General features: G+C 60.6%; 21 protein-coding genes. 11 read left to right on the top strand and 10 right to left on the bottom strand.

The window, feature by feature from the left end; genetic code table 11:
- Nucleotides 1–4: 4 nt before the first annotated feature.
- Nucleotides 5–2,998 (bottom strand): DUF3857 domain-containing transglutaminase family protein, encoded by a 2,994-nt coding sequence (locus ACQUQU_RS15770; RefSeq protein ID WP_430460660.1) that lies wholly within the window; start codon nucleotides 2,996–2,998, stop codon nucleotides 5–7.
- 106 nt (nucleotides 2,999–3,104) lie between these two features.
- Here ACQUQU_RS15770 and glmU point away from each other — a divergent pair, with 106 nt between their 5' ends.
- The 5 genes from glmU (at nucleotide 3,105) to ACQUQU_RS15745 (ending at nucleotide 8,738) form a co-directional block, all read left to right on the top strand.
- Nucleotides 3,105–4,469 carry a bifunctional UDP-N-acetylglucosamine diphosphorylase/glucosamine-1-phosphate N-acetyltransferase GlmU gene (glmU, locus tag ACQUQU_RS15765; protein ID WP_430460659.1) on the top strand — a complete coding sequence of 455 codons (1,365 nt, stop codon included), beginning with the start codon at nucleotides 3,105–3,107 and terminating at the stop codon, nucleotides 4,467–4,469.
- A gap of 215 nt (nucleotides 4,470–4,684) precedes the next feature.
- Nucleotides 4,685–5,626 carry a hydroxymethylbilane synthase gene (gene hemC / locus ACQUQU_RS15760; protein WP_430460658.1) on the top strand — a complete coding sequence of 314 codons (942 nt, stop codon included), beginning with the start codon at nucleotides 4,685–4,687 and terminating at the stop codon, nucleotides 5,624–5,626.
- Nucleotides 5,626–6,387, top strand: a complete 762-nt coding sequence (locus ACQUQU_RS15755) for a uroporphyrinogen-III synthase (RefSeq protein WP_430460657.1) — start codon at nucleotides 5,626–5,628, stop codon at nucleotides 6,385–6,387. The genes hemC and ACQUQU_RS15755 overlap by 1 nt, the downstream gene beginning before the upstream one ends.
- A gap of 42 nt (nucleotides 6,388–6,429) precedes the next feature.
- The gene (locus tag ACQUQU_RS15750) at nucleotides 6,430–7,551 is read left to right on the top strand and encodes a uroporphyrinogen-III C-methyltransferase (protein WP_430460656.1); all 1,122 of its coding nucleotides are present in this window, start codon (nucleotides 6,430–6,432) and stop codon (nucleotides 7,549–7,551) included.
- Nucleotides 7,548–8,738 carry a heme biosynthesis HemY N-terminal domain-containing protein gene (locus ACQUQU_RS15745; protein WP_430460655.1) on the top strand — a complete coding sequence of 397 codons (1,191 nt, stop codon included), beginning with the start codon at nucleotides 7,548–7,550 and terminating at the stop codon, nucleotides 8,736–8,738. Before ACQUQU_RS15750 ends, ACQUQU_RS15745 begins: the two co-directional genes overlap by 4 nt.
- 58 nt (nucleotides 8,739–8,796) lie before the next feature.
- On the opposite strand, the gene ACQUQU_RS15740 is transcribed toward ACQUQU_RS15745, so the two are convergent.
- From ACQUQU_RS15740 to ubiD, 5 genes are all read right to left on the bottom strand, one after another.
- Nucleotides 8,797–10,062, bottom strand: a complete 1,266-nt coding sequence (locus tag ACQUQU_RS15740; RefSeq protein ID WP_430460654.1) for an ABC transporter substrate-binding protein — start codon at nucleotides 10,060–10,062, stop codon at nucleotides 8,797–8,799.
- A 151-nt stretch (nucleotides 10,063–10,213) separates the two neighbouring features.
- Nucleotides 10,214–11,464: an ABC transporter substrate-binding protein gene (locus ACQUQU_RS15735; protein WP_430460653.1), complete on the bottom strand. Its 1,251-nt coding sequence runs from the start codon at nucleotides 11,462–11,464 to the stop codon at nucleotides 10,214–10,216.
- Nucleotides 11,465–11,679: 215 nt separating this feature from the next.
- A complete protein-coding gene (locus tag ACQUQU_RS15730; RefSeq protein WP_430460652.1) occupies nucleotides 11,680–12,495 on the bottom strand; it encodes a mechanosensitive ion channel family protein in 816 nt (271 codons plus the stop codon).
- A gap of 45 nt (nucleotides 12,496–12,540) precedes the next feature.
- Nucleotides 12,541–13,572, bottom strand: a complete 1,032-nt coding sequence (locus ACQUQU_RS15725; RefSeq protein ID WP_430460651.1) for a 2Fe-2S iron-sulfur cluster-binding protein — start codon at nucleotides 13,570–13,572, stop codon at nucleotides 12,541–12,543.
- Nucleotides 13,569–15,038, bottom strand: a complete 1,470-nt coding sequence (gene ubiD, locus ACQUQU_RS15720) for a 4-hydroxy-3-polyprenylbenzoate decarboxylase (protein ID WP_430460650.1) — start codon at nucleotides 15,036–15,038, stop codon at nucleotides 13,569–13,571. The genes ACQUQU_RS15725 and ubiD overlap by 4 nt, the downstream gene beginning before the upstream one ends.
- Nucleotides 15,039–15,252: 214 nt before the next feature.
- On the opposite strand from ubiD, the gene ACQUQU_RS15715 reads away from it, so the two are divergent.
- The 3 genes from ACQUQU_RS15715 (at nucleotide 15,253) to ACQUQU_RS15705 (ending at nucleotide 16,857) form a co-directional block, all read left to right on the top strand.
- Nucleotides 15,253–15,639 (top strand): DUF423 domain-containing protein, encoded by a 387-nt coding sequence (locus ACQUQU_RS15715; protein ID WP_430460649.1) that lies wholly within the window; start codon nucleotides 15,253–15,255, stop codon nucleotides 15,637–15,639.
- A gap of 45 nt (nucleotides 15,640–15,684) precedes the next feature.
- Nucleotides 15,685–16,419: a tRNA (guanosine(46)-N7)-methyltransferase TrmB gene (trmB, locus tag ACQUQU_RS15710; RefSeq protein WP_430460648.1), complete on the top strand. Its 735-nt coding sequence runs from the start codon at nucleotides 15,685–15,687 to the stop codon at nucleotides 16,417–16,419.
- Nucleotides 16,420–16,566: 147 nt separating this feature from the next.
- On the top strand, nucleotides 16,567–16,857 hold the full coding sequence (locus ACQUQU_RS15705; protein ID WP_430460647.1) for a PA4642 family protein: 291 nt from the start codon (nucleotides 16,567–16,569) through the stop codon (nucleotides 16,855–16,857).
- Nucleotides 16,858–17,010: 153 nt separating this feature from the next.
- On the opposite strand, the gene ACQUQU_RS15700 is transcribed toward ACQUQU_RS15705, so the two are convergent.
- The 3 genes from ACQUQU_RS15700 to ACQUQU_RS15690 form a co-directional block, all read right to left on the bottom strand.
- Nucleotides 17,011–18,006 (bottom strand): HD-GYP domain-containing protein, encoded by a 996-nt coding sequence (locus tag ACQUQU_RS15700; protein WP_430460646.1) that lies wholly within the window; start codon nucleotides 18,004–18,006, stop codon nucleotides 17,011–17,013.
- Nucleotides 17,999–20,956 (bottom strand): MHYT domain-containing protein, encoded by a 2,958-nt coding sequence (locus ACQUQU_RS15695; protein WP_430460645.1) that lies wholly within the window; start codon nucleotides 20,954–20,956, stop codon nucleotides 17,999–18,001. Before ACQUQU_RS15695 ends, ACQUQU_RS15700 begins: the two co-directional genes overlap by 8 nt.
- Nucleotides 20,957–21,194: 238 nt before the next feature.
- Complete coding sequence (locus tag ACQUQU_RS15690) at nucleotides 21,195–22,730, bottom strand: hypothetical protein (protein WP_430460644.1); 1,536 nt, start codon at nucleotides 22,728–22,730, stop codon at nucleotides 21,195–21,197.
- A gap of 208 nt (nucleotides 22,731–22,938) precedes the next feature.
- Here ACQUQU_RS15690 and ACQUQU_RS15685 point away from each other — a divergent pair, with 208 nt between their 5' ends.
- On the top strand, nucleotides 22,939–23,493 hold the full coding sequence (locus tag ACQUQU_RS15685) for a hypothetical protein (RefSeq protein WP_430460643.1): 555 nt from the start codon (nucleotides 22,939–22,941) through the stop codon (nucleotides 23,491–23,493).
- A gap of 11 nt (nucleotides 23,494–23,504) precedes the next feature.
- Here the strand turns inward: ACQUQU_RS15685 and ACQUQU_RS15680 are convergent, their stop codons facing one another.
- Nucleotides 23,505–24,035 carry a DUF1569 domain-containing protein gene (locus ACQUQU_RS15680; RefSeq protein ID WP_430460642.1) on the bottom strand — a complete coding sequence of 177 codons (531 nt, stop codon included), beginning with the start codon at nucleotides 24,033–24,035 and terminating at the stop codon, nucleotides 23,505–23,507.
- 136 nt (nucleotides 24,036–24,171) lie between these two features.
- Here ACQUQU_RS15680 and pip point away from each other — a divergent pair, with 136 nt between their 5' ends.
- Together pip and ACQUQU_RS15670 are read left to right on the top strand one after the other, a co-directional pair.
- Nucleotides 24,172–25,128, top strand: coding sequence for a prolyl aminopeptidase (pip, locus tag ACQUQU_RS15675; protein ID WP_430460641.1), 957 nt, complete (start codon nucleotides 24,172–24,174; stop codon nucleotides 25,126–25,128).
- Entirely contained in the window at nucleotides 25,125–25,649 is a 525-nt protein-coding gene (locus ACQUQU_RS15670; RefSeq protein WP_430460640.1) for a HugZ family protein, read from the top strand. The genes pip and ACQUQU_RS15670 overlap by 4 nt, the downstream gene beginning before the upstream one ends.
- The last annotated feature ends 79 nt before the right edge of the window (nucleotides 25,650–25,728 follow it).

Here is a 25,728-nt window from a genome sequence, read left to right as displayed (position 1 = left end):
TGCACTACTGGCTGGACGCCTGCCCGTCGTCGTAAACCGGAAAGCGCTTCTGATGCCATTGCGCCTTCAGTTCCTTGACGAACAAACGGTCGCGTTTATCCGTGTTGCCCACGTACAGAACGAACTCGGGTCCGTTGTCCGGCACAATGGTGATGAGGGTATTTTCGTTCCATTGTTCGGCAAACGTGACACGGATATCTTTGACCTCAGACAGCGCCACCTGCCGGCTGGATAAGCGGTCGTCGGGTTCCATCCAGTACGAGAACACCGAGTCCTCCGTAAAGCCGTTGCCGTCCTGGCGAATATCCAGATACGCATCGCTGTAGAAATACAGCAGATGTTCATCCGCCGGCAGCACGCCGCTGCGTGCCATGAATTTACGGTCGCTGTGACTGACGACGTTACCCTCCACCACATTGCCGGCCGGAATCAGGTACAGATCCTGCGCAATCACCAGCATCAGAAACGGCAGCGAGACACAGGCCAGCAGCCAGTGGCGCCAGCGCAGGCGCGATGGCTCGGCCGCATTCTGATGGTTAATCAGCAGCAGGGCTGGCAACAGTGCGATCAGGGGCACCAGCAGCGGCAGCGCTACTGTGTTCACTATTTTGTCGGTGACACTGGCGACGGCAAACAGCAGCGCCAGAACGCCGGCCACCAGACCGTGGGTCAGAAAACTCTGATGACCCAGCGCGTTGTAATCGCGGCCGATGCGGCGATACAGCGGATAAAAAAACAGAATCCCGAACACAGCTCTCAGACCCGGCTGAATTCTGGATTGATCCTGACGGCGCACGTACTGCCAGTTGCGGTAAAGCCAGAACAGCGGATACAGGCCGAAGGTAATGAAATAGAGCACCAGAAACTGCCACAGCGGCAGCGGGTAATACGCCAGCTCCTTGAGCTCCTCCTTACCCATGGCCATGAACCAGCTGGTCAGCACCACCACCATCACCAGCGCGACAACGCTGGCGACAACCAATATCGTGATGGCGGGGTCGTTCAGCAGAGAGTCTTCTTCCTCATCGGTGCCGGCTGCGGCGCCGTTGGCGTACATAAAAATACCGTAAGTACTTTCGTCGCGGGCGCGGTTAATGGCCGCTGTGTAGTCGGCCATGCGCGCTGCCGGTACATGATCCTGCAGGGCTTCGTAACGGTAGCTGAGTGTCAGGGTGCGACCGCTTTGGTCGAAGCGCACCAGGCGCTGATAGCGGAAGAAATCGTTGTCTTCGTTAAAGTCGGCGTCGTTAAAAAACCAGTTATCGTCGGCAAAGTGGACGGTTACCACCTCGTCAACCTGATTCGGGAACGACAGGCCGTACGGTGTTGTGCGCTCGGTTTCCTCCGGCACATCCAGATAGTCGCGGATGGTGCTGGGGTACAGGGTCCGTTCAAAGCGGTCGTTGTTGTCTTCCCAGAAATTGAGAATGCTGTAGTGCTCGGTGGCCACCAGTTCGCGCTTGCTGCGCTCATAGCTCAGCGGCGCCGTGCTTTCGGTGCCGGGATAGAAACTCTTGTAAAAATTCAGGTAGACCTTGGCCCGCTCTTCGAGATTGCTGCGCTCGAGTTTGTTGACGAAGTTCTCGGCGAACCAGCCGGTCATGGTGGTTGCCGACACAAACTGCACCGCGTCGCTGGCACTGGCGCCCAGATACAAATCATCGTGAATCTTAAGCAGGCTGTTGCGGTGTGGCTGCATCGCCCGCAGGGCGTTATCACCGGCACCGATCACCAGAGCGTGGCCATAGTACGGCTGATAGACGTGGCTCAGGTCGTCGCCCTGATTGCGCCGGGTCGGGTCCAGCCAGTAGCCCTGACCATTGAGCTCGACATAGGTGATGACGTGATCAAACAGGCGGTGCGATGGCGGATAGCTGAGCAGATCCGGGCCTATGTCGGTGTTCACCAGCGCCGGCCACGCCTTAACGTTCAGCGCCTTCAGCAAGCTCACGAACAGCACAGCTTTGTCTTTGCAGTCGCCGTAGCGCAGTTGCAGGGTTTCATCGGCGGCGGTGGGGCGGTGCGAGTTCTGCCCCATTTCCAGACCCAGATAGCGGATTTCGTTCTGCACGTAGGCCAGTGCCGCGGCGATCTGGTCTGCCGGGTCGCCGTGCTGGCGGCGGATGTCGGCCGCGATTTGCGTTATGGCGTCCGACTGGCTGTAGGCGTCCTGATACATAGGAATGGCCCAGCGTTCGATGTCTGCCCATTCGTCGTTGCCCGATAAAAACGCGTAGGCGCCGCCGTCGTACCAGCCGGGTTTTTCCGAGTTATTGCCGATCGGCTGCGTATTGCGGGTTTCAATGGTGTACGCCGTGAGTCCCTGATGATTGCCCTGACGCACCTTAAGCCCGGTGTTGCGGTAGTGCAGGTGCAGCGGCTGATCGCCAGCCCACAGCAGCCGATAGCTGACCTGTTCAACCGGGACACCCCAGCTCAGACGCATTTCGGCACCGAATAACTGCTGATACACCGGGTTGCTGCCGGCGATGGTATAGCTGTATTCCAGTTCATCGCCGACGCGCAGATCATCGACGATCAGATGAGTGGTGATACCGCCGGTATAAATCAGATTGTTGGCCTGATCTTCGGAGCGGAAACTGTCGACCAGCAGGCCCGGCAGTTTATCGATGCGCTGGCCATCGCGGATGATATCCAGCTGATGCAGGGCCAGCGTCTGATAGTCCTGATTGTGGTACAGATACAGCTCCGACTCCTGCTCCAGTCCTGCCTGATTGAGGATTTTTTCGCGGAAATGGCGGAACTGCTGGCGTGGCTGATTAACCGTACCGGCCAGCCACTGACCATCGACCAGCTGGTACTGCAGCCCGCCTTTGGCATCCCCCTGAACGTCGCCGCTCTGATATTGAACAGGCACAATCCAGCCCGGCGCGGGTTCAATGCTGAAGGTGCTGACGGCCTCCGCATGCAGCCGGGCGGCGGTGAAAAACAGAAACAGGGTAACGGCTGACAGGTGGCGCAGGGAGAAAGTGAGCATGTCCATTTGCTGGCTTGGTTATAAAAATCGCCGGAAGGATACCACCCGGATTGAATTCAGGACATGACACCCTAGAATAGCCGCCACTTTTCCGAGGAATCTGACTATGACACTGGCCGTCGTGACACTGGCTGCGGGCAAAGGCTCGCGCATGAAATCCGATCTTCCCAAAGTGCTGCACAAGCTGGCGGGCAAGCCCATGCTTGCGCACGTACTGGGCAGTGCGGCGGCACTGGAAAACGCCACGCAGCACGTGGTAATCGGTCATGGCGCTGAAGCGGTTAAGGAACAGATCACCGGCTTTGATATCCGCTGGGCGCTGCAGGCCGAACAGAAAGGCACCGGCCACGCGGTGGCCATGGCCATGCCGGATGTAAACCCGGAGGCTACTGTGCTGGTGCTGTACGGCGATGTGCCGCTGATCAGCACGGCCACGCTGCAGAAACTGCTGGCCGAAACCCACGACGGCAACGCGCTGGCGCTGCTCACTGTCGAGCTGGCCGACCCGACCGGTTACGGCCGTATCGTGCGTGACGACGCCGGGAATATTCAGGCCATCGTCGAGCACAAAGACGCCAGCGCCGAACAGCATAAAATCCGCGAAGTGAACACCGGCATTCTGGCGGTATCGGCGCGTCTGCTGAACGACTGGCTGCCGAAACTCTCGGCCAACAACGCCCAGGGCGAATACTACCTGACCGACATCATTGCCATGGCGGTGGACAACGGCGTGGCCGTACGCGCTATCCACCCGCGCAACGAACACGAAGTGCAGGGCGTGAACGACCGTCTGCAACTGGCGGCGCTGGAACGTGTGTATCAGCGCGGCGTGGCCGATGATCTGCTGCGGGCCGGTGTGTCGCTGGCCGACCCGGCGCGCATCGACGTGCGCGGCTCACTGCAGGTTGGTAGCGATGTAGTGATCGACGTCGGCTGTGTGTTTGAAGGCGATGTGGTGCTGGAAGATGGCGTGCACATCGGTCCTTACTGTGTGGTGAAAAACAGCCATCTGGGTGCCGGCACTCATGTGGAAGCCTACTCTCACATCGACGAAGCCAAGGTCGCCGCCGACTGCAACATCGGCCCGTACGCGCGCCTGCGTCCGGGTTCCGACCTGCGCACCCACGCCCGCGTCGGCAACTTCTGCGAAGTGAAAAAATCCGTTATCGGTGAAGGCTCCAAGGTCAATCACCTGACCTACATCGGCGACGCCAGCATCGGCAAAGACGTGAACGTCGGCGCCGGCACCATCACCTGCAACTACGACGGCGTGAACAAATTCAAAACCGAAATCGGCGATAACGCCTTTATCGGCTCCAACTCGTCGCTGGTGGCCCCGGCCAAAATCGGCGCTGGTGCGACCGTGGCGGCCGGTTCTGTGATCACCAAAGAAGTGGCGGATAACCAGCTGGCCGTGGCGCGCGGTAAGCAGCGCAATATCGATGGCTGGGAGCGGCCGGTTAAGAAGTAGTATTAGCTTGAAGCTTGAAGCTTGAAGCGGCTTCCGGCTTCCGGCTTCCGGCTTCCGGCTTCCGGCTTCCGGCTTCCGGCTTCCGGCTTCCGGCTTCCGGCTTCCGGCTTCCGGCCTGTCCTGCATCATTACCCCCACAGCGCCCCCGCTGGTATCATGCGCCATCGTTTTCTGAATTCACCCGTCAGCGCGTCTGATCTGCGTTAAGGAATACCATGTCTGCTGTGACCACTCTCCGGATCGCCACCCGTAAAAGCCCGCTCGCCATGTGGCAGGCCGAACACATCAAAGCCCGCCTCGAGGCCTTGCATCCGGGGCTGGTGGTGGAGCTGGTGACCTTCACCACACAGGGCGACAAAATCCTCGATGTACCGCTGGCCAAAATTGGCGGCAAAGGCCTGTTCGTAAAAGAACTGGAAGTGGCCATGCTCGACGGCCGTGCCGACATTGCCGTGCACTCGATGAAAGACGTACCGATGGAATTCCCGGAAGGTCTGGAACTGGGCGTGATCTGCACCCGTGAAAACCCGCAGGATGCGTTTGTGTCCAATACCTACAAAACACTGGACGATCTGCCGCAAGGCGCCGTGGTCGGCACCTCCAGTCTGCGCCGTCAGTGCCAGATTCAGCAGATGCGTCCGGACCTGCAGATCAAGAGCCTGCGTGGCAACGTGCAGACCCGTCTGGGCAAGCTCGACGCCGGTGAATTCGACGCCATCATTCTCGCCGCCGCCGGCCTACTGCGCATGGAAATGCAGGATCGTATCGCCTCGTTTATTCCCGCCGAACAATCGCTGCCAGCCGGTGGTCAGGGCGCACTGGGCATTGAATGGCGCACCGGCGACAGCGCCGTGCATGCGCTGATTCAGCCTCTGCACGACGACATCACCGCCAGCTGTGTGCTGGCCGAACGTGCCCTGAACCGTCGCCTGCAGGGCGGCTGTCAGGTACCGATTGCCTGTTACGCTGAACGCAGCGGTGACGACCTCTGGCTGCGCGGTCTGGTGGGCAGCGTTGACGGTCTGACCGTGCTGCGTACCGAAACCCGGGGTGCGGCCGCTGACGCCGAAACCCTCGGCATTCAGGCGGCAGAGCACCTGTTAGCTCAGGGTGCAGGTGCTATCCTGAGCGCCGTTTACGGGCATGAAGTGAAGTAATGACGACGGTCGTCGTCACCCGGCCAGCCGATCAGGCAACGGATCTGGTGCTGGCGCTGGAACAGGCGGGCTATACCGTCCGCCGCCATCCGCTGATCGACATAGTGCCGCTGGCCGACGACGATCAGGCCGCAGCCTCTGGCCTGCGCAACCGCTTCCTCGATATCGACCAGTACCGCGCCGTGATTGCCATCAGCGTTAATGCGGCGGGCATTGGTTTACGCTGGCTCGACCGCTACTGGCCGCAGCCGCCGCTCGGCATCGACTGGTACGCCGTTGGCCCCAGCACCGCCGATGTCTTGCGTGCCGAAGATTTGCCGGTCACCATGCCGGAAAGCCGTTTTGACAGTGAAGGTGTGCTGGCCCTGCCGGGTCTGCAGGCCGATGCCATTGGCGGCGAAAAAGTGCTGATCTGGCGCGGCGTGGGCGGACGCGAAACCCTGGCCAGCGTCTTGCGCGAGCGCGGCGCTCAGGTCGATTATGCCGAACTGTATGAACGCGGGCAGATTGCCTGGACCGCTGCCGACTGGGCGCAGAGCCTGAGCGGCCAGCCTGTGCTGTTGCTGAGCAGCAGTCAGGCGCTCGATATTGTCGAGCAACAGGTGCCGGATCTGGCGCAGCGGGTGGCCGCGATTATGCTGCCCAGCGAGCGCGTCGCTGACATGGCCCGCGCACGCGGGTACGCTCAGGTGCTGACCGCCGCCAGCGCCCGTGACGAAGACATGCTGTTGTGCCTGCAGCAATGGAAACCGGGCGCGTAACATAACAACACCACCGCAATGCCGGAGCATAAGGAAGCTTACGTGACGACCGAGCAGAACGAATCCGCAACGCCTGTGGCCAAGACCACGGCAGACAGCAAACCTGAGGTGAAGGCGCGCGCATCCCGTCCGGGGCCGCACCCTCTGTCCTGGATCAATCTGGTGCTGATGCTCGGCCTGTTCGCGCTGGCCGCGTACGCCGGCTGGCTTGGCTGGCAGGTGCAGCAGCAGACGGCGGCTGAACTGGCGGTGGTGTCCGACCGCGTGGCACAGGCGCGCACCGAGGCCGGTCATCTGGCCGCGGCCGAAGGCGATCTGCTGAGCCAGACCAGTGAGCTGCGCACACTCGCCACCGAACTTAAGGCTCAGGTCGACCACAACACCGACCGTCTCGGCAAACTGCCGGGCGCCGAGCGTCAGGACTGGCTGCTGGCGGAAGTGGAATACCTGCTGCGCATGGCCAACCAGCGTCTGCAGCTGGAGCGCGACTGGAACGGTGCGCTGAGCATGCTGCAGGCCGCCGATAACGTGCTGGTGGAAACCCGCAACCCGAAATACAACCCGGTACGTGCCCTGATCGCCAAAGAGATGCTGGCGCTGCGTGCTGCGCCGGCGGTGGATTACACCGGCGCTGTGCTGCGCATTCAGGCACTGCAGGATCAGATTCCGCAGCTGCCGTGGAAGCCGACCCGCATGCAGGCCGAAGCGGCCGATGTCGAGCAGGTCAGCACCACCGTCAGCGGCACCTGGTATGAAAACCTGTGGACCAACGTCAGCCAGTCGCTGCTGAAACTGGTGCGCATCCGTGAACGCGACGTGCCGATGGCCGCGCCGCTGACCCCGGATCAGGAATACTACCTGCAACAGAACATGCACCTGATGCTGGAACAGGCTCAGGTGGCACTGCTGCGTGAGCACGCCGACATGTATCAGCACAGCCTGCAACGGGTGGAAGAGTGGCTGAACGAATACCTCATGGTGCCGGATGATCAGACCCGGGCCGTGCTGGCGGCCCTGCGTGAACTGCAGGCGTGGGATGTGTCTCCGGCCTTACCGGACATCAGCGCATCGCTGAATCAGCTGCAGACTCTGCTGGAACAGCAACGTCGCGGCAGCGTGCAACCGAAAGCCCAGAACGACGCCCCGGCAGGGGGTAACTCATGAGGGTCTGGCTGCTGTTTCTGGCCCTGACGCTGGCGTTGGGCCTGATCGCCGGCACCCTGATGAGTCTGGATTCCGGCTATGTGCTGGTCAGCTGGCGGCAGTACACGCTGGAGACCAGTCTGTGGATTTACCTGCTGATCACGCTGGTGGCGATGATGGGCATCTACCTGCTGATGCGCGTCAGTCTGGTGCTGCTGGGCAGCGACTGGCGCTTTAATGAATGGCGCCGTCAGCGCCGCAATCAGCGCGCCCGCCGTCAGACCACCCGCGGTCTGCTGAGTCTGGCGCAGGGCCAGTGGCGCCGCGCCGAGCGGATGCTGACCCTGAGTGCCGACGATTCCGACACACCGCTGATCAACTATCTGGCCGCCGCCCGCGCCGCGTATGAACAGGGCAAAATGGACGCCGCCGACGAGTGGCTGAAAGCCGCCAGCGACAGCACCAAAGGCGCCGAGCTGGCGGTGGGCCTGACCCAGGCGGAGCTGCTCAATTCGCGCGGCCAGAAAGAACAGGCGCTGGCCGTACTGCTGCAGTTGCGCAAGCAGCACCCGCGTCATGCGTATCTGCTCAAGCTGCTGGTGAAAACCTACCTCGACCTGCAGGACTGGATCGCCCTGCGCGATCTGCTGCCGCTGCTGCGCAAGTCGAGCAAGATTCCGGCCGAGAAAATCCGCGAGCTGGAAGAGAACGTGCATCTGCAACTGATGGAACGTGCGGCGCGCAGCCACAGCACGCAGCCCGGGCAGAGCGCGCAGGAACTGAAGCGTCTGTTCCACGAATTGCCGCGTCAGGCGCGTTACTCGCTGCCGATCACCCGCCGCTACATCGAGCTGCTGAAAGAGCAGAACGATGAAGTGCTGGCCGAGCAGGAACTGCGCAATGCCCTCAAGTTCGTGTGGCACGACGAGCTGGTGCAGCTGTTCGGCAGCCTGAAAGGCGAAGACGGCAACCGTCAGCTGCTGTTCGCCGAACAACAGCTGCAGGAGCGTCCGAACGACCCGCTGCTGTTGCTGGTGCTGGGTAAGCTGGCGCAACGCCAGAACGACCTCGCCAAGGCCCGCGAATATCTGCAGACCGGCCTGCGCATCAAAGGCCTGCCGGAGCTGCACGCCGAAATGGGCAAGGTGCTGCTGGCTGAGGGCGACGAAACCCTCGCTTGCGAACATTTCCGTCTGGCCCTGCGCTGAGCAGAGCCCTTAATAAAGCCCGGCCTTGCCGGGCTTTTTTGTGCCTTGCGTTCAGCCGTTACTGCAACGCCAGCGGTTGTCCGGCTTTCTTGCGGGCGTCGGCCCAGACCTCATAGCTCTGCACGGTCTGCTCGCCGGACAGGGCACCGATCACATCGAAAAAATGCGCTTTCGATTTCTCCGTCATCACGTCGTCGCGGTTGCGGCCACGCACCAGATACACGGTCTGCACATTCTGATGATCGAAGGCGCGCCAGCTCTGCTCGTCTTTCAGTAACTGATACCGGTGCCCTTCCAGCGCCCGGATCAGCGCTTCGGAGTCGAGCGTTCCGGCCCGGCGGGCGGCGTCGGCAAACTGATAAACGATGTCGTAGCCCGTGGCCGCCGAGTTGGACGGCATCATGGCGTAGCGCTGCCGGTAGGCCTCGACAAACGCCTGACCGCGCACATAGCCGTACTGATAGGGCACATGCCAGTACCAGGGTACCGTGCTGACCACACCCTGCAGGGCGGCGGCGCCAATCTGGCGGGCCACGTCGAGGTTCACCGCCGGTGTTACCACCTGCATGGTTTTCGCAAGCCCCTGCGAGCGGATCATGCCCAGCGCCGTGGACAGGTCGGAGCCGAACTGAATCACCACCAGTACGTCCGGGTGGGCGTCGGCGGCCTGTTTCAGCGCGTCGGTAAAATCGCTGCGGCGCGGGTTGGGGTAACGCACCAGCACGCCCGGATGCTGACTGCGGTCGGTGCTGTGGGTGAGCTGGCGCAGGGAGTCTTCGGTCGAGGTGCCGGCGGCGTAATCGGCGGTCAGGTAGAAAATCCGTTTACCGGCAAATTCGGTATTGAGGTAACTGGCCAGCGCTTCACCGATCATCCAGGCGTTGTAGTACTGGCGGAACATGTAGCGCTGGCCTTCTTCGGTGGTGGTCTGGTTGGCGGCGGTGACCGCGCCGAAATAAATCAGCTGGTGGCGGGCGGCTTCTTTGCCGGCGGCGATGGCCACCGGGGTTGAGGCACCCCCCATCAGCACACTGACGCCGTCCGCCGCCAGCGCCTTCACATTGGCCACGGCTTTGGCCGGGTCAGAGCCGGTATCGGCCAGCTTCAGTTGCAGGGGGCGGCCGAGAACACCGCCGGCCTGATTGATTTCATCGACGGCCAGCAGAGCACCGTTAGCCTGAGCGAAGCCCTGCTCTTTGTAGCGGCCGGTGGCGGGGTAGTTCATGCCGATCAAAATCGGGTTGGCGGCCAGCAGGGTGTGGCTGATCATCAGCAGCAGGGCGCCGCTGAGCGGGGTCAGTACGGCGGAAAACAGAGCGCGCATCCGGGAACTCCTTATTGTTGTTGCCCCGGATACTAACCCTCAGTCTTGTGCCTGACTTATCCAATCATGGCCACGGCTATTGGTTTTGCTGGATGGTAAAGCCAACGTAAAAAGGGCGCCGCAGCGCCCTTTTGCACAGGGGTAAAAACGTTCAGAGCTTGCCCGGTTTGCCCGCGGCTTTGCGCTCCTGCTGCCATTCGGTGAGCGTCTGCGCTGCTTCGTCGCCGGGCAGGCGCAACAGAATGTCGAAGAAGTCTTCGTGCAGCTTGCTCTTCAGAATGTCGTTGCGTGGGCGGCTGCGCACCACGTACACGCTCTGCACGTTCTGGTGGTCGAATGCGCGCCAGGTCTGCTCATCTTTCAGATGCGTGTAGCGGTAGTCCTCCAGTGCGCTGATCAGCTTGCCGGTATCGAGCGAGCGCGCGCGTTCTGCGGCGGCTTTGAACTGGTAAACGATGCTGTAGGCCGAGGCCGCCGAGCTGGACGGGTAGGTGCCGAAGCGTTCAACGAAGGCTTCGACAAAGGCCTGGCCTTCCTCAAAGCCGTATTGGTACGGCACTTTCCAGCACCAGGGCACGGCGCCGATAACGCCTTCCATAATGCCGGAGCCGGCCGACTTGGCCATGCCCAGCGTCAGGTTGGGCACTATGATGGTCATCTTGTCTTTAAGGCCCATGGCGTGGGCCACTTTCAGCGCCATCGCCATGTCATCGCCAAACTGCACCAGCATCAGCACATCGGCGCCGGATTTTTCGGCCTCGACCAGCGCATCGCGGAAGTCACTTTCGCGCGGGCGCGGGTAGGTGGTCAGCAGACCGGGGTGGGCGGTTTTATCCAGACTGCCGGTGAACTCGCGCAGCGAGGCTTCGGTTGACCAGCCCCAGCTATAGTCGGCGGTCAGGTAAAACAGCTTTTTGCCTTTCAGGCTGTCGTTCAGATAGGCGGCCAGCGCCTTGGCGGCCATATGGGCGTTGTAGGTCTCGCGGAACATGTGTTTGTGACCGTCGGCGCCTGTGGTCTCGTTGGCGTAGGTCAGGGTGCCGAAATACAGCAGGTCGTGTTTGGCGGCTTCTTTACCGGCGGCGATGGCCACCGCACTGGAGGAACCACCGAACAGCATGGACACGCCCTGCGAGGCCAGTGCCTGCACGTTTTCGACGGCTTTCTCGGGCTTCGAGGCCGAGTTGGCGGTCAGCAGTTCCACGGGGCGCCCGAGAATGCCGCCGGCGGCGTTGATTTCATCCACGGCCAGAATGGCACCGCGCGCCTGCGCCAGTCCCTGCTCTTTATAGCGACCGGTAGACGGGTAGTTCAGGCCCAGTTTTACGGGGTCTGCGGCTTCGGCGGTGCCGGCCAGCAGTAACAGAGTTCCGATTGTCAGGCGCATCATTCTGAACGTCATAGCACCCACTCCTTTTCTTATGAGGCCGGACATCTTCTACCCGTTTGTCAGGTCTGACTTTTAACCATTAGTCGGATAGACGAAGGTCTGCGACTGAGCGGGCCGCAGCGGCACCTGTGTTCCGTTTCCGGCCCTGCAGACGGGCATAAAAAAGCCCCGTAAAACGGGGCTCTGCACACGGGATTAACGGCCGCCAGCGGGCCGCCGCACAGGTGTTATTCCTTACTGATGTGCAGCGACATCTGCGGGAACGGAATCTCGATGCCTTCGGCGTCGAAGCGCAGCTTGATGGTTTCGGTCAGGGCGAAGCGCACGTCCCAGTAGTCTTCGGCCTTCACCCACGGGCGCACGATGAAGTTCACCGACGAATCGGCCAGCTCAGCGACGGCAATTTTGTGCGCCGGGTCTTTCAGCACTTTCTCGTGGCTGGAGACCATCTCTTCCAGCAGGGCTTTGGCTTTCAGCAGGTCGCTGCCGTAGGAAATGCCGATCACCATGTCGATGCGGCGGTTGGCTTCGGACGAGAAGTTCACCATGGTGCTGCCGAATACCTGGCCGTTGGGCACGGTCACGACTTTGTTGTCCGGGGTTTTCAGGCGGGTACTGAAAATGGTGATGCGGTCGACCGAGCCGGCCACGCCGCCCACTTCTACGTAATCACCCAGCTTGAACGGGCGGAACACAATCAGCATCACGCCGGCGGCAAAGTGAGCGAGGGAATCTTTCAGCGCCAGACCGACGGCCAGACCGGCGGCACCGAGCAGGGCGACCAGCGAGGTGGTGTCCAGCCCCAGCTGCGACAGGGCAAACACAATCACCAGCAGGGTGAGGGTGGTGTTCATCACGGTGCGCAGGAAGCTCACCAGAATCGGATCCAGCTTGGCGCGCTCCAGCGCTTTGGCGGTGCCACTGGTGAGCACACGGGCGAGAATGCGGCCCACCAGAAAAATCATGATGGCCAGCAGAATCTGGGTGCTCCACGGCAGAATGTAGTCGCTCCAGAGTTGTTGCGGGTCGATCGTCCAGTTCATACAGCTCTCCTGAAATTGAGTGCCGGGTAGCCCGGCCGGGAATGCTTAACGCGGTGCGTAGGCGAACACGTCGGAATGCATGTTGCTCTGCGACAGGCCCAGCGGTTGCAGCTGGTCGAGGGTGCCGTACACCATGTTCGGTGAGCCGCAGGCGAACATCTGAGCCTGACTGAGGTCGGTGAAATCTTCATGAATCACCTGATAAATCCAGCCGGCGCGACCGTTCCAGCCATCGCTGTGCTGTTCGATGATGGGATGGTAGTGAAAGTTCGCAAAGGTCTGCGCCCAGCTCAGGGGCAGGTCGGCCAGATAAAAACCATCGCGGTTTTTGTTCGACCAGTAGAGGTGAATTTCCTGCAGCGGATTCAGCGCCAGCACACCTTCGATCAGGCTTTTGATCTGCGAGAAACCGCTGCCGGCGGCGACCATCAATAGCGGCGTTTGCTTATGCTGTTTCACGTAATCCGGATGAATACGGCAGTCGCCGAAAGGCAGGGTTACGCGGGCAATAATGGCCTGCTTCAGATAAGCAATCACCTGATCGGCGGTGTCGCTGCCGGCGGCAATGTGCAGCTCGAACGTGCGCGGATCGGCGCCGGTCATGCTGCCCGGTGCACTGGCAAGGGAGTACGGCAATTGTTGCTCACCGTCGCGAGTATCCACGGTCAGCATCAGATACTGACCTGGCCAGAAATCGACTTTTTTGCCGGCTGGCGCCAGCAGTTCTGCCCGGTAGACATTGCCCGGCAGTTCCGTGACGCTGCGCACCTGACAGGCCAGAGAAACTTCGGCTTTGTGGTAGGGGGCGAACACGTCGGGCATATCAATCTCTGCATCGGAACTGGGGTAGGCAACGCAACATAATACCTGATTATCCTGCTCAAGTATGGCCTCGCCCAGCTCATTGCGGAAACGGAAGTCGCCGCTCAGACGCGGTGCCTGACAGATCTGACACACGCCATTTTCGCAACTGACCGGCACGACGACGCCCTGTTCAAGGGCGGCCTCGGCAATGGTCTGATCGGGGCGGCAGCGGATGCGCACGCCCGATGGACGGAAGGTAATGGTGTGGCTCACAGACCCAGTTCGTCCCAGATCTCATCCACTTTTTTCACGACCTCAGGGTCTTTCACGATCGGTGTGCCCCACTCGCGGGTGGTTTCACCCGGCCACTTATTGGTGGCGTCCATCCCCATTTTCGAACCTAAGCCCGACACCGGTGAGGCGAAGTCGAGGTAGTCGATCGGTGTGTTCTCAATCAGCGTGGTGTCGCGTGCCGGGTCCATGCGCGTGGTGATGGCCCAGATCACGTCTTCCCAGCTGCGCGTGTTGACGTCGTCATCGACCACAATCACAAACTTGGTGTACATGAACTGACGCAGGAAGGACCACACGCCCATCATCACGCGCTTGGCGTGACCGGCGTATTGTTTCTTCATGCTGACGATCGCCATACGGTACGAACAGCCTTCCGGCGGCAGGTAGAAATCGACGATTTCCGGAAACTGCTTCTGCAGAATCGGCACAAACACTTCGTTCAGCGCCACACCTAAAATGGCCGGCTCATCCGGCGGACGGCCGGTGTAGGTGCTGTGATAAATCGGGTCTTTGCGGTGGGTGATGCGTTCCACGGTAAACACCGGGAAGCTGTCGACCTCGTTGTAGTAACCCGTGTGGTCGCCGTACGGACCTTCCGGCGCCATATCGCCCGGATGTATCACACCTTCCAGCACAATTTCCGCCGAGGCTGGCACCAGCAGATCGTTGCCGATGCTTTTTACCAGCTCGGTTTTACTGTCGCGCAGCAGACCGGCAAAGGCGTATTCACTTAAGGTATCCGGCACCGGGGTCACTGCGCCAAGAATGGTGGCCGGGTCGGCACCCAGCGCCACGCTCACCGGGAAAGGCTCGCCCGGATGGGCTTTCTGCCATTCCAGAAAATCCAGCGCGCCGCCGCGATGGCTGAGCCAGCGCATAATCACTTTGTTTTTGCCGATCACCTGCTGACGGTAAATGCCGAGGTTATGGCGGTCTTTATTCGGCCCTTTGGTAATTACCAGCGGCCAGGTAATGAGGGGTGCAGCATCGCCGGGCCAGCAGTGCATCACCGGAATTTTGCTTAAATCGACGGCATCGCCTTCCAGCACCACTTCCTGACAGGCGGCCTTGCGCACTTCCTTCGGCCCCATTGTCATGACCTTTTTGAAGATCGGCAGCTTCTCCCAGGCGTCTTTCATGCCCTTCGGTGGCTCGGGTTCTTTCAGAAAAGCCAGCAGTTTACCCACTTCGCGCAGGGCTTCGACCGAGGTTTCGCCCATGCCCAGCGCCACGCGTTTTGGCGTGCCGAACAGGTTGGCCAGCACCGGCATGTCGTAGCCTTTCGGATTTTCAAACAGCAAAGCCGGACCACCGGCGCGCAGCACCCGGTCGGCAATTTCAGTCATTTCCAGATGGGGATCGACTTCGTGCTTGATGCGTTTCAGCTCGCCCTGTTTTTCCAGGGTTTTGATAAAGTCGCGAAGGTCAGCGTATTTCACAGGCATTCTCCGTTAAGGCGGCCATGATACCAGCCTGTACGGGTCGATGCAGTGAACTAACTCGGTGAGACACTGAGACGGTTTATTTTGCGTAAAACGCGTGGCTGCATGGAATGGCCAGGTCCACCGCTTGCCTTGCATGACAGCGGACGCTGCCGCGGTAACGCAAATGCCTGTCATCCTTTATAATGCGCGCCTTTTTGACCGCCGGAGAATTCAGGTGCAGGCAAAAGCAACGCTTTACGCGGCCGCCGTGGCCGGCTTCAGTGCCGTGGGGCTCGGCGCCTTCGGTGCTCACGGGCTGAAATCCGTGCTCAGCGCCGACATGATGGAGGTGTACCGCACGGCGGTGCTCTACCATCTGGTGCACGCCGTCGCCCTGCTGGGGCTGGCGGTATGGCTGCAGGTTCAGCCATCGCGCTGGTTGCGCTGGTCGGCCAACTTGATGCTGCTCGGTCTGTTTTTGTTCAGCGGCAGCCTGTACGCCATGACCTTAAGTGGTGTGAAAATGCTCGGCATTATCACGCCGTTTGGTGGTGTCAGCTGGCTGATCGCGTGGGCATTGTTGCTGGTCGCGGCCAGCGGGCTGAACCGTCGCGAATCCTGATCCGCAAACTCAATTTCTGAACTGGCCGATAGTGAGGGCCGACCTGTGACTGAAGAATACGAGAACGAACTGCCGCCGTCTGGCGAAGAACAGACCAGCGAAAAACCTCAGTACCGCCGTGGTATCAAAAGCTTTGTGATCCGCGCTGGTCGTCTGACCAAAGGTCAGGAAGGCGGCCTCGAACGTCAGTGGCCGGTCATGGGTCTGGAACTGGCGCAGGGTCCGGTTAATCCGGTGGATGTTTTTGGCCGTGACGGCCACGTGGTGCTGGAAATCGGTTACGGCATGGGCCAGTCGCTGGTGGCCATGGCCGCCGCCGCGCCGGAAAAAGATTTTATCGGCGTTGAAGTGCATCTGCCGGGCGTCGGCTCGCTGCTGAACATGGCGGAAGAAGCCGGTGTGACCAACCTGCGCACTTACAAAGAAGACGCCATCGAAGTGCTGAAGCTGTTGCCGGAAAACAGTCTGGATACCGTGCAGCTGTTTTTCCCGGACCCATGGCACAAGAAAAAACACCACAAGCGCCGCATCGTGCAGGCCGAGTTTGCCCAGACCATCCGCCGTGTTTTAAAACCGGGCGGCGTGTTTCATATGGCCACCGACTGGGAACCGTATAAAGAACACATGCTGGAAGTGATGGACGTCGCCGAAGGCTATGAAAACATCGCCGGTAAAGGCAACTGCGTACCGCGCCCGGACCATCGTCCGCTGACCAAGTTTGAAAAGCGTGGTGAGCGGTTGGGGCATGGGGTGTGGGATCTGATGTTCCGCAAGGTTTAATCGCTACCTGCGTTGCCAGCGCGGCGTTAAAAATGGATGAGCAGTGCTCATGTATGAGTTATACACTCCGCTTGCTCATTCATTTTTGCCTTGCACTGACTGCCTCGGATAACGCGACTATTATTCCGGCTTTAAAAGGAGAAAATCATGCAAAAAGATAAAGAAAAAGTATTCGGCGGTGAGTGGACCGAAGACATGCTGCGCGAATTTTTAAGCGCCAACAGCTATGACGGCAGCGACGCCGATTACGTGGCCGCCATCCGTGCCTACCGCCACATGCTGCCAGACGTTTTTGCTGATTACGTCGGTCTGTTTGCGGAAGAAGGTCATAACCTGAACGCGAAAAACGCCGACGGCGTGACCATTCTGCAGACCATCGCCAGCCACAGCAAAGGCGAAGCGTATGCCGCGCCACTGCGTGCAGCCGGTGCCTGCTGAGGTGCTGCGCGCGTAAAGAAAGCCGCATAGCGTGCCGAATAACGCGCCAACAGGCCCATAAAGAAATAGCCCATAAAGAGCGCCGCAACTGCGGCGTTTTTTTATGGGCTATTTTTGTGTTTTTTTATGAAGCGCGAATGCGGCCGGTCAGTCTCAGTGGCCGCTGTCTTCATCAAGCCACTGGTCACGGGCAATCAGAATGTCGGGCAGGCAATCGAAGAACACGTCCACCAGAGACGGATCAAAATGCTGTCCGCTCTGACCGCGAATCAGGGCCGTGGCGTCTTCAATGCTCCAGGCTTTTTTGTAAGGGCGTTCGCTGGTCAGTGCATCGAACACATCGGCGATGGCCACGATGCGGGCTTCGACCGGAATGGATTCGCCCTGCAGCCCTTGCGGGTAACCGCTGCCATCCCATTTTTCGTGGTGGCAGAGGGCAATTTCGCGTGCCATGTTGAGCAGGCGTGAGCCGTCGTCGCCGATGATTTCGGCGCCGATACGGGCGTGGGTCTGCATGATGGCCCATTCGTCCGGGTCCAGCTTGCCGGGTTTGAGCAGGATGGCATCGGGAATGCCGATTTTGCCGATGTCGTGCATGGGCGCGGCGTTGAGCAGGTCGTCGAGGTATTGTTCGCCGAAGCCCAAACGCCGCGCCATGATCTGCGAGAACAGGCTCATGCGGATGATGTGACGGCCGGTTTCGTTGTCTTTGTACTCCGCGGCACGTCCCAGACGCTGCACCACCGACAGGCGGGTTTTGCGCAGTTCGTCGGTGCGCACCAGCGACAGGTGGGTTTTGATCCGCGCGCGCACAATGGCCGGCCGCACCGGTTTGGTGATGTAGTCGACGGCGCCCAGTTCAAAGCCTAAGGCTTCGTCTTCTACCTGCGCCAGCGCCGAGACAAAGATCACCGGAATGTGCGCAGTATCGGCGTTGGTTTTCAGCTGGCGGCAAACATCGTGGCCCGACAGGTCGGGCATCATCACATCCAGCAGAATCAGGTCGGGCCGGCCACTGGCCGCCAGTGTCAGGGCACGCTGGCCATCGCGGGCAAACAGCAGGCGGTAGTGGTCTTCCAGAATGTTTTTCAGCACCTGAAGATTGGCTGGCTCATCGTCCACCAACAGCAGGGTGGGCTGTTCATTCATCGGACCGGTTCTCCTTGATCAGGGTCTGGCGGTAGTCGTCGAGCAGGGCCGCCAGTTTCTCACATTCAAAATCCAGTGCCGCATCGTGCACGGCATCGGCCAGTGTGTCGGGCAGGCTGCGCATCACGTCGGCCAGCGGTTCGTCAGGCAGTTCACCGCGTTGCAGCTGATGCACCAGCGCGCCGAGCACGGCCAGCAGCTCGGCGCCGCTCATGGCGGGTTCCTGAGGGCCGGCTGGGGTGTCGGCGGCTGGCAGGCCTTCGGCCTGAATGAGCTGCGCCAGTTCGCCGTGCAGGCGCCGCACACTTTCCACTAAGGGGTAAGGATAGTCGTTGTTGGTGGCGTGCAGATGCTGTTCGAGCAGTCCGTAAACGTCAGCCAGGCTCTCAAGCGACAGGTTGGCGCTGATGCCGCGCAGGCGGTGCACCTCGCGCAGGGCGCCGGCCTGCATTGTGTCGCCCTGACGCAACAGGGCTTCCAGACGTCCGGGCTGGTTGGCATCGTCGGTCAGAAAGGCACGCACCGCACTCATGTGTTGCCGCCGGCTTTGCCACAGGGCTTCACCATGCTGGCGGTTGATCAGCAGGCGTTCGCTGCTGGTGGCTGGCAGGCTGTCGCTGTCGTCGGCTTCGATGCCCAGCACCGAGGCGATTTCGAGGCTGAGTTCGGTGATGTCGAGCGGCTTGGCGGCGAAACCATCCATGCCGGCGGCGCGGGCGGCACGGCGGTCCTGCTCCAGCACGCTGGCGGTGAGGGCGATGATGGGCGTGGCGTGGCGCTGATGTTCACTTTCCCACAGGCGGATGCGGCGGCTGGCTTCGTGGCCGTCCATGACCGGCATCTGCACATCCATCAGCACCAGATCAAAATGCCCGGAGCAATACAGGGTGACGGCGTCCTGGCCGTTGCAGACGGAAATAAGGCGGTGGCCCCGGCGGGTGAGGATGGCCTCCAGCAGCTGCAGGTTCTGGGGTACGTCGTCGGCGGCCAGAATGCGCAGCGGCGGCAGCCGGACTTCCGGCATGCGCATGTCCGCGTCGTTGCTGGCGTTACCCGGCGGCAGCGGCAGGCAGACGGTAAAACAGGAGCCTTCGCCGACCATGCTGCTGACTTCCAGCTGGCCGCCCATCAGTTCAACCAGTTGGCGGGCGATGGTGGTGCCAAGACCTGTGCCGCCGAAGCGTCGGGTCATGCTGGTGTCGGCCTGCGAAAAGGGGTCGAAAATACTGTGCAGACGATCGGCGGGAATGCCGATGCCGGTGTCGCGCACATTGATCTCAACGCCATCGCCGCCGCGGCGGCAGCGGCAAACCTGCAGGTCGACGCGACCCTGCTCGGTGAATTTCACTGCGTTCGATAACAGGTTCAGCAGCACCTGCTGCACCCGCAGCGGATCACCGACAAAGTGCTCGCCGATGTCGGTGCTGTAGTCGAGGATCAGCTCTATGCCTTTGCGCCGGGCGGCCAGACTCTGGGTGGCAATCAGTTGCTGGCAGATGGCGCGCAGCGAGAAATCGCGCGACTCAAGCACGTCGCTGCCGCTTTCGAATTTGGCGGTATCGAGGATGTTATTCAGCAACGCCAGCAGCGACTGCGCTGAGTTACGCACTATGGTGAGGTTACGTTCCTGTGTCTCATTCAGCGGGCTGCTGAGCAGCAGTTCGGTAAATCCCAGAATGGAATTCATCGGCGTGCGGATTTCATGGCTCATGTTGGCCAGAAACACGCTTTTTGCCTGCGCCGCCTGTTCGGCTTCTTCTTTGGCGCGGCGCAGGTCGTGTTCCATTTTATAGCGCTCGCTGATGTCGCTGATAAAGCCCACGAAGGTAACGGTGCCGGCGCGGCGGAACTCGCCGATGGCGAGGCGCACCGGAATATTGCGGCCATCTTTGTGGCGGGCGAACACTTCGCGGCTCTGGCCCATCACCTTGGCCGTGCCTGTGATCAGATAACTGCTCAGGTACTGGTCGTGGTTTTCTTTGTGGCCGGTGGGCATCAGCATCTTCACGTTGTGGCCAAGCAGCTCGTCTTCGCTGTAACCCAGAATGCACGCCACCGAGCGGTTGGCGGACAGTATGGTGCCCGCCGCTGAAATCTTGATGATGCCGTCGACGGCGGTGTCGAACATGGCCTGTAACTCACTGGCCGATTCTTCGCTGCGCGCCAGCAGATTGCGGTAACGCACCAGCGCATTCAGGCCGCTGATAAGAACACCGAGCAGAATGGTAACCAGCGCGATGCTGAACGACAGCAGGTAATGCTCGTCGCTGCCGGGTATGAAATCCGGGTCGGCCTGGCCAACAAAACGCGCGGCTTCCATGGCGGTGTAGTGCATGCCGGCAATGGCCAGCCCCATCACGGCGCCGGCCAGCAGCCGGATGCGGTTGCCGCGCATCTTCAGGTGCTGGCGCAGACCGAAACTGATCCACAGCGCCAGCGTGGCGAGCACGGTCGCGACCACAATCGACAGCGCAAAAAACAGCGGGTCATAGCGCAGCGACGGCGCCAGCGTCATGGCCGCCATGCCAATGTAGTGCATGCTGCCAATGCCCAGTCCGACCGCCAGCCCGCCGGCCAGCAGGCGGGTGATGTTGACTGTGTTGTTGGACAGCAGATTAAGCGTGACCCAGGAGGCGAGAATGCCCGGCACCAGCGACACCAGCGTGATGCCCGGCGTGTAGTTAACGGTGGTGCACAGCTGGAAGGCGAGCATGCCGATAAAATGCATCGACCAGATACCGGCGCCCAGCGCCAGAGCGCCGGTGGCCAGATGCAGGCGGGCCATGCCACGCGACGGGCTGTTGCGCGCCGCCGCGGCCATGGTCAGCGCCATGAACGACGCCGCCACGGCAATAAACAGCGACAGGGCAACCAGCCATGGGTCGTACTGGCCGATCAACAGGGTCGCGGGCGCGGCGTCATCGAGCAGAAAATAGTCGGACAGTTGCATGGCGAAGGGGATATTCCCTGAGTCAGTAACAGCCGGTTGTGTGGCCGGGCAAGGGCGGAACCGGAAGAAAAGATCAGTCTTTACCCTAGCCCAGATCGCCTGGCTTTGCCCTCGCTTTCGCTCAGTTTGGCAGGCGGCCGATGGTCTGAAGCGCGCCCCGTGCTGCCCCTGTGCCTCGCTCAGTTTGGCAAGCAGCGGATGGTCTGATGCAGCGCCCCTCGCTGCCCCTGTTCCTCGCTCAGTTTGGCAGGCGGCCGATGGCCTGATACAGAGCGACCTGTTGCCCCTGTTCCTGTTGCTGCCGACGCAGGTGTTTCAGTTCTTCGATGGTGGCGCGCAGCGCGCTGAGCTGGTTGTTGGCCGACTGTGTGGTGGCCTCCAGAGCGTCGGCCAGATTCAGCGGCACGGCTCGAACCGGGTCAGGAATGGGGTTATACACAGGTGCGTCGCTGCCGCGCAGGCGCAACTGCGGGTTGAATTCGCGCACGGCGCTGCTGACCCACTGCTGCAGCTGGTTGCGTTGCGATTCGCTGAGCCGGTACACACTGTCACTGACCAGGGTTTCAGAACGGCTCAGCGGGCTGGCGGACGCAACCAGCACGGGGAACGGCGCATCATTGATGTTCCGCCGCAGCCGCACATGCGTTTGTGCATCACGACTATCGAGCAGCTCGTTGCTGAACTGAAAGAAGCCCAGCGCCGAATCTATGGTCATGGCGCCGGTATCGCCCTGAATCGTGCCATCGGCGTGGGTGTACACCGCAGCGGCGGGCGCCGGTGCCGCCAGATGCACTTCCTGCAGCAGTAACGCCTGACCGGACTCCGCCAGCGCCACGCCGCTGCCACGGATCACGCCCAACACCTCGCCGCCGTCGTTGCGCAGGTCGTAATCGGCGGCGACGGAACCCAGATACAGAGCGCCCAGTCCGGCCTCGGCGGCCGTGCGGGTCATGGCGCCGTCGTCGGTTACCTGCAGCACGCCGAGACGGGCGAAGATGGCATCGTTTTCGTCGATCCAGCCGTTGCCATCGTCATCGTACTGGGCCAGCTCGGCAAAGCCGTTGCCCGACTGCGGGCCGAACAATTCACTGCCGTCGTCGGTAATGCCATTACCATTGCGGTCGAACACCAGATAGCCGCTGCCTGAGGCCGGGCGGGCGATGGCTTCGCGGCTGCCATCCTGATTCAGGTCGAAGTCAAAGCTCTGATCCGTCAGTTCCACGCTGCCGCCCGCGAGGTTAATCATCAGCGGATCGATCAGATTCAGGCGGCCACTGAAGGCATTCAGCTGCTCGACACGGGTATGGCGGCTGAACTCCAGCGCCAGCAGAAAATCGATGCTGCGGCCATCCGCTGTCTGTACCTGTCCACCCGCCTCAAACCCGAGATAGCTGCTTTCTTCCAGCCGCAGCACGCTGGTGACAGTGACGTCCACGCCCAGTCCGGCCGAGGTCGCTCCGGGGCTGACGGCGCTGACGCTATAGTCCCACTCGGTCAGGCTCTGCATCAGCTGACTGGCCAGCGATGACGACGCCAGCTGCTGTTGCTGGCCGCAGGCCCCGGTCACCAGACTCTGGCTGTTCACGCTGCGGCTTTCGCTGCTTTGCCGGCTGAGCGACAGGCGGATGCTGGCCTGAGTGTCTGAACTGCTGTCTGAGTCTCTGTCCGCATCGTTTCCGGCATTAACTGCCACCGCCTGCCCGGTGATGCGCGCCAGATCAAGCTGGTGCTGTTGCTGTCCGCTTAAGCTGACGTCGCCCTGACTGATTTTCATCGCCTTCTCCCTGCTCTGGTTATGCACAGGGTGTCGGCTGTCCTGTTGATAAGATTAAGATGATTATTCTATGAATAACCCTGTGTTCATTCATCGCGGGACTATCACCCAACCCGCTGAGGCAGGGCCCGTGCTGCCAGCCGTCAATTGCGGGCCGGCGACGGCCGGACGTGGTTATACTGACGACGGGTTTCAGAAGGGAGCTGATATGTCTCGTACCCTGTTGATCGCCTTGATTGTGCTCGGCGGCTGGTGGTGGTTGCGCACGCCGGACGGTTTGCCGCTGGAGCCGGAAGGTTCCGGTTTGCGCATGGGCGATTACCGCATCACCACGCTGCAGGACGACTTTGAACTGACGGCGCGGGTGCTGGGTTATGAACGTTACCGCAGCGGCCGCGAAGCCGATTTGTCGCCGCTCGATCTGGCGTTGGGCTGGGGGCCGATGGCCGAGCCGGAAATCGCCGCGCAGTTTTCCATTCGTCAGGCGAACCGCTGGTATTACTGGCGCACCGACGCTCTGCCTATCCCGCGCCGCGAGGTCGAAACCCACAGCGCCAATATGCACATGATTCCGGCGGACGAGGGGGTGCGCGACCAGCTGCTGGCGCTCGGTGAAGGCAACCTGATTGTTCTGTCGGGCAAGCTGGTCAGGGTCGACGCCAGTGACGGCTGGCACTGGGTCAGTTCCCTGACCCGGGAAGACACAGGCAATGGCGCCTGCGAAGTGGTGCTGGTCGAGCGGGTGTCGGTGCTCGCGCGCTGAGCGTCAGGCGATCAGGCAATAATGCCGAGGTGATTGCGGATGTGCAGCCAGTGCGCGGTTTCGTACTGTCGCTGGCTCAGGTCGCCATAGGCGAAGTGCGGTGCCAGCGGGGCCGTGTTCTGCAGAAAGCGGTCGATGGCCATATTCAGCTGCGCTAGGGCATCGGCCACCGGCATTTGCACAACCAGCGGCGTGGCGCCGGGAATTTCCTGATCCAGCGGATGGCGCATTTTCCCCATGGCACCAAACACATTGAACGCGGCTGAGCCCGCCGTCAGACGGAACCACTCGGGTTTCATCTGCGGATAACCATCCATCGAATAATCAATACTCTGCGCCAGATGCTGCAGCACCTGACTGATATTCCAGGATCCGGCGTTGGTTAACGACGCCCACGGCATGGCATTTAATTCGTCTTTTAAAGCACTGAGACTGACGTCTGACTGGTCGGCCACGGTCTTCACCGCAATGCCGCCCAGCACCACAGCGCCGGAACCCAGTAATGACGCGCGGATAAATCCGCGGCGGGAAAATACAGCCATGAAACGCTCCGCTGGTGTGAACTGGCGCTGAGCATAAATAAATCGGCTGCGGTGTGAAAGCGCAGGTTTCCTGCTCATCGTCGTCGCGCTTATGATGACGTCAAAGTCCGCAGGAGACCGCACAGCGGTGAACACTATGACGTCGGTATTTCGCACCTATTATCCGCCCATTGAACCTTACGCCAGCGGCATGCTCGATGTGGGGGATGGCCATCAGATTTACTGGGAGCGGGTCGGTACGCCCGGCGCAAAGCCGGCGGTGTTTCTGCACGGTGGTCCGGGCGGTGGCTGCAATGCCTCACACCGGCGCGTGTTTGATCCGGCGCTGTACGACGTGCTGCTGTTCGATCAGCGTGGCTGTGGCCGTTCGACACCGCACGCTTGTCTCGATGCCAATACCACCTGGCATCTGGTCGACGATATCGAGCGTCTGCGTGAATTATGCGGCGCAGAGCAATGGCTGGTGTTTGGTGGCAGCTGGGGTTCAACGCTGGCGCTGGCGTACGCCGAAACACACCCTCAACGCGTGAGTGAACTGGTGCTGCGCGGTATTTATACCCTCACTCAGGCTGAGCTGCAGTGGTACTACCAATATGGCGTTTCGGAAATGCACCCGGAAAAATGGGAGAAATTCATCGCGCCGATTCCAGAAGCTGAGCGCAACGATTTGATGCACGCCTATCACAAGCGTTTAACCGGCAATAACGAAGCTGAAAAACTCGTCTGCGCCAAAGCCTGGAGTCAGTGGGAAGGCGGTACCGTCACTCTGCTGCCGGAACCCGAGCTGGTGGACAGCTTTGGTGGTGATCAGTTTGCTCTCGCCTTCGCCCGCATCGAAAACCACTATTTTGTTAATGCCGGCTGGCTCGACGAAGGTCAGCTGTTACGTGACGTGCACAAACTGCAGGGTATTCCCGCTGTGATTGTGCACGGCCGATTCGATATGCCGTGTCCGTTAAAATACGCCTGGAATCTGGCCAAGGCCTGGCCCCATGCAGAATTAAAAATTGTCGAAGCCGCCGGCCATGCGATGGGTGAACCTGGCATTCTCGATCAACTGATCCGGGCCACCGACCGGTACGCCGAAGCATGAGCACAGACACAGAGCTGAACGCTGAATTGCAGGCTGAATTGTTCGCTGAATATCAGCAATTTATAGCGGGCTTTAACAGCGTCATTCTGGCAACCGCCAGTGTGAATCAAGACGGTTATGCTGAGCCTGAATCCAGCTACGCCCCCGTGCTGCAGCACGATGATTGCTTTTATATTTACGTGTCAGCACTGGCTCTGCATACGCGTAACCTGCTGCAATATAAAACGGCGAGCCTGTTATTTATTGAAGACGAAGCGCAGGCGCAGAATCTGTTTGCCCGCCGCCGTGTCACCCTGCAGGTAAGCGCGCAGGAAGTTGCGCGCGACAGTGAGCAATGGCAAATACTGCTGCAGGCGATGCAAGACAAGCACGGCAAAATGGTGGGGCTGCTGCGCACCCTCAACGACTTTCATCTGCTGAAACTCACGCCCGTCAGCGGCGGTTATACCGCAGGCTTTGGCAAAGCTTACCGGCTGGTGGGTGAAGGCCTTAACCAGCTGGAGCCGGTGAGCAGGCGCTGAGCTGGCATAGTTATAAGGGTATTCAGGCTTTCTGAGTATGTGGGCTGATCAGCGAACAGAACCCAATAAAAAGGGCGCT

It is taken from the genome of Thalassolituus sp. LLYu03 (assembly GCF_050507655.1).
Classification (GTDB): Bacteria; Pseudomonadota; Gammaproteobacteria; order Pseudomonadales; family Oceanobacteraceae; genus Venatoribacter.
The sequence above is the reverse complement of the archived record's forward strand: the minus strand, read 5'-3'. Positions and strand labels throughout refer to the sequence as shown.

Excerpts from the sequence above, each read along its gene's own strand:
- ACQUQU_RS15770 (WP_430460660.1), bottom strand. The coding sequence starts at position 2,998 with ATGCTCACTTTCTCCCTGCGCCACCTGTCAGCCGTTACCCTGTTTCTG.
- glmU (WP_430460659.1), top strand. The coding sequence starts at position 3,105 with ATGACACTGGCCGTCGTGACACTGGCTGCGGGCAAAGGCTCGCGCATG.
- hemC (WP_430460658.1), top strand. The coding sequence starts at position 4,685 with ATGTCTGCTGTGACCACTCTCCGGATCGCCACCCGTAAAAGCCCGCTC.
- ACQUQU_RS15755 (WP_430460657.1), top strand. The coding sequence starts at position 5,626 with ATGACGACGGTCGTCGTCACCCGGCCAGCCGATCAGGCAACGGATCTG.
- ACQUQU_RS15745 (WP_430460655.1), top strand. The coding sequence starts at position 7,548 with ATGAGGGTCTGGCTGCTGTTTCTGGCCCTGACGCTGGCGTTGGGCCTG.
- ACQUQU_RS15740 (WP_430460654.1), bottom strand. The coding sequence starts at position 10,062 with ATGCGCGCTCTGTTTTCCGCCGTACTGACCCCGCTCAGCGGCGCCCTG.
- ACQUQU_RS15735 (WP_430460653.1), bottom strand. The coding sequence starts at position 11,464 with ATGACGTTCAGAATGATGCGCCTGACAATCGGAACTCTGTTACTGCTG.
- ACQUQU_RS15730 (WP_430460652.1), bottom strand. The coding sequence starts at position 12,495 with ATGAACTGGACGATCGACCCGCAACAACTCTGGAGCGACTACATTCTG.
- ubiD (WP_430460650.1), bottom strand. The coding sequence starts at position 15,038 with ATGCCTGTGAAATACGCTGACCTTCGCGACTTTATCAAAACCCTGGAA.
- ACQUQU_RS15705 (WP_430460647.1), top strand. The coding sequence starts at position 16,567 with ATGCAAAAAGATAAAGAAAAAGTATTCGGCGGTGAGTGGACCGAAGAC.
- ACQUQU_RS15700 (WP_430460646.1), bottom strand. The coding sequence starts at position 18,006 with ATGAATGAACAGCCCACCCTGCTGTTGGTGGACGATGAGCCAGCCAAT.
- ACQUQU_RS15695 (WP_430460645.1), bottom strand. The coding sequence starts at position 20,956 with ATGCAACTGTCCGACTATTTTCTGCTCGATGACGCCGCGCCCGCGACC.
- ACQUQU_RS15690 (WP_430460644.1), bottom strand. The coding sequence starts at position 22,730 with ATGAAAATCAGTCAGGGCGACGTCAGCTTAAGCGGACAGCAACAGCAC.
- ACQUQU_RS15685 (WP_430460643.1), top strand. The coding sequence starts at position 22,939 with ATGTCTCGTACCCTGTTGATCGCCTTGATTGTGCTCGGCGGCTGGTGG.
- ACQUQU_RS15680 (WP_430460642.1), bottom strand. The coding sequence starts at position 24,035 with ATGGCTGTATTTTCCCGCCGCGGATTTATCCGCGCGTCATTACTGGGT.
- pip (WP_430460641.1), top strand. The coding sequence starts at position 24,172 with ATGACGTCGGTATTTCGCACCTATTATCCGCCCATTGAACCTTACGCC.
- ACQUQU_RS15670 (WP_430460640.1), top strand. The coding sequence starts at position 25,125 with ATGAGCACAGACACAGAGCTGAACGCTGAATTGCAGGCTGAATTGTTC.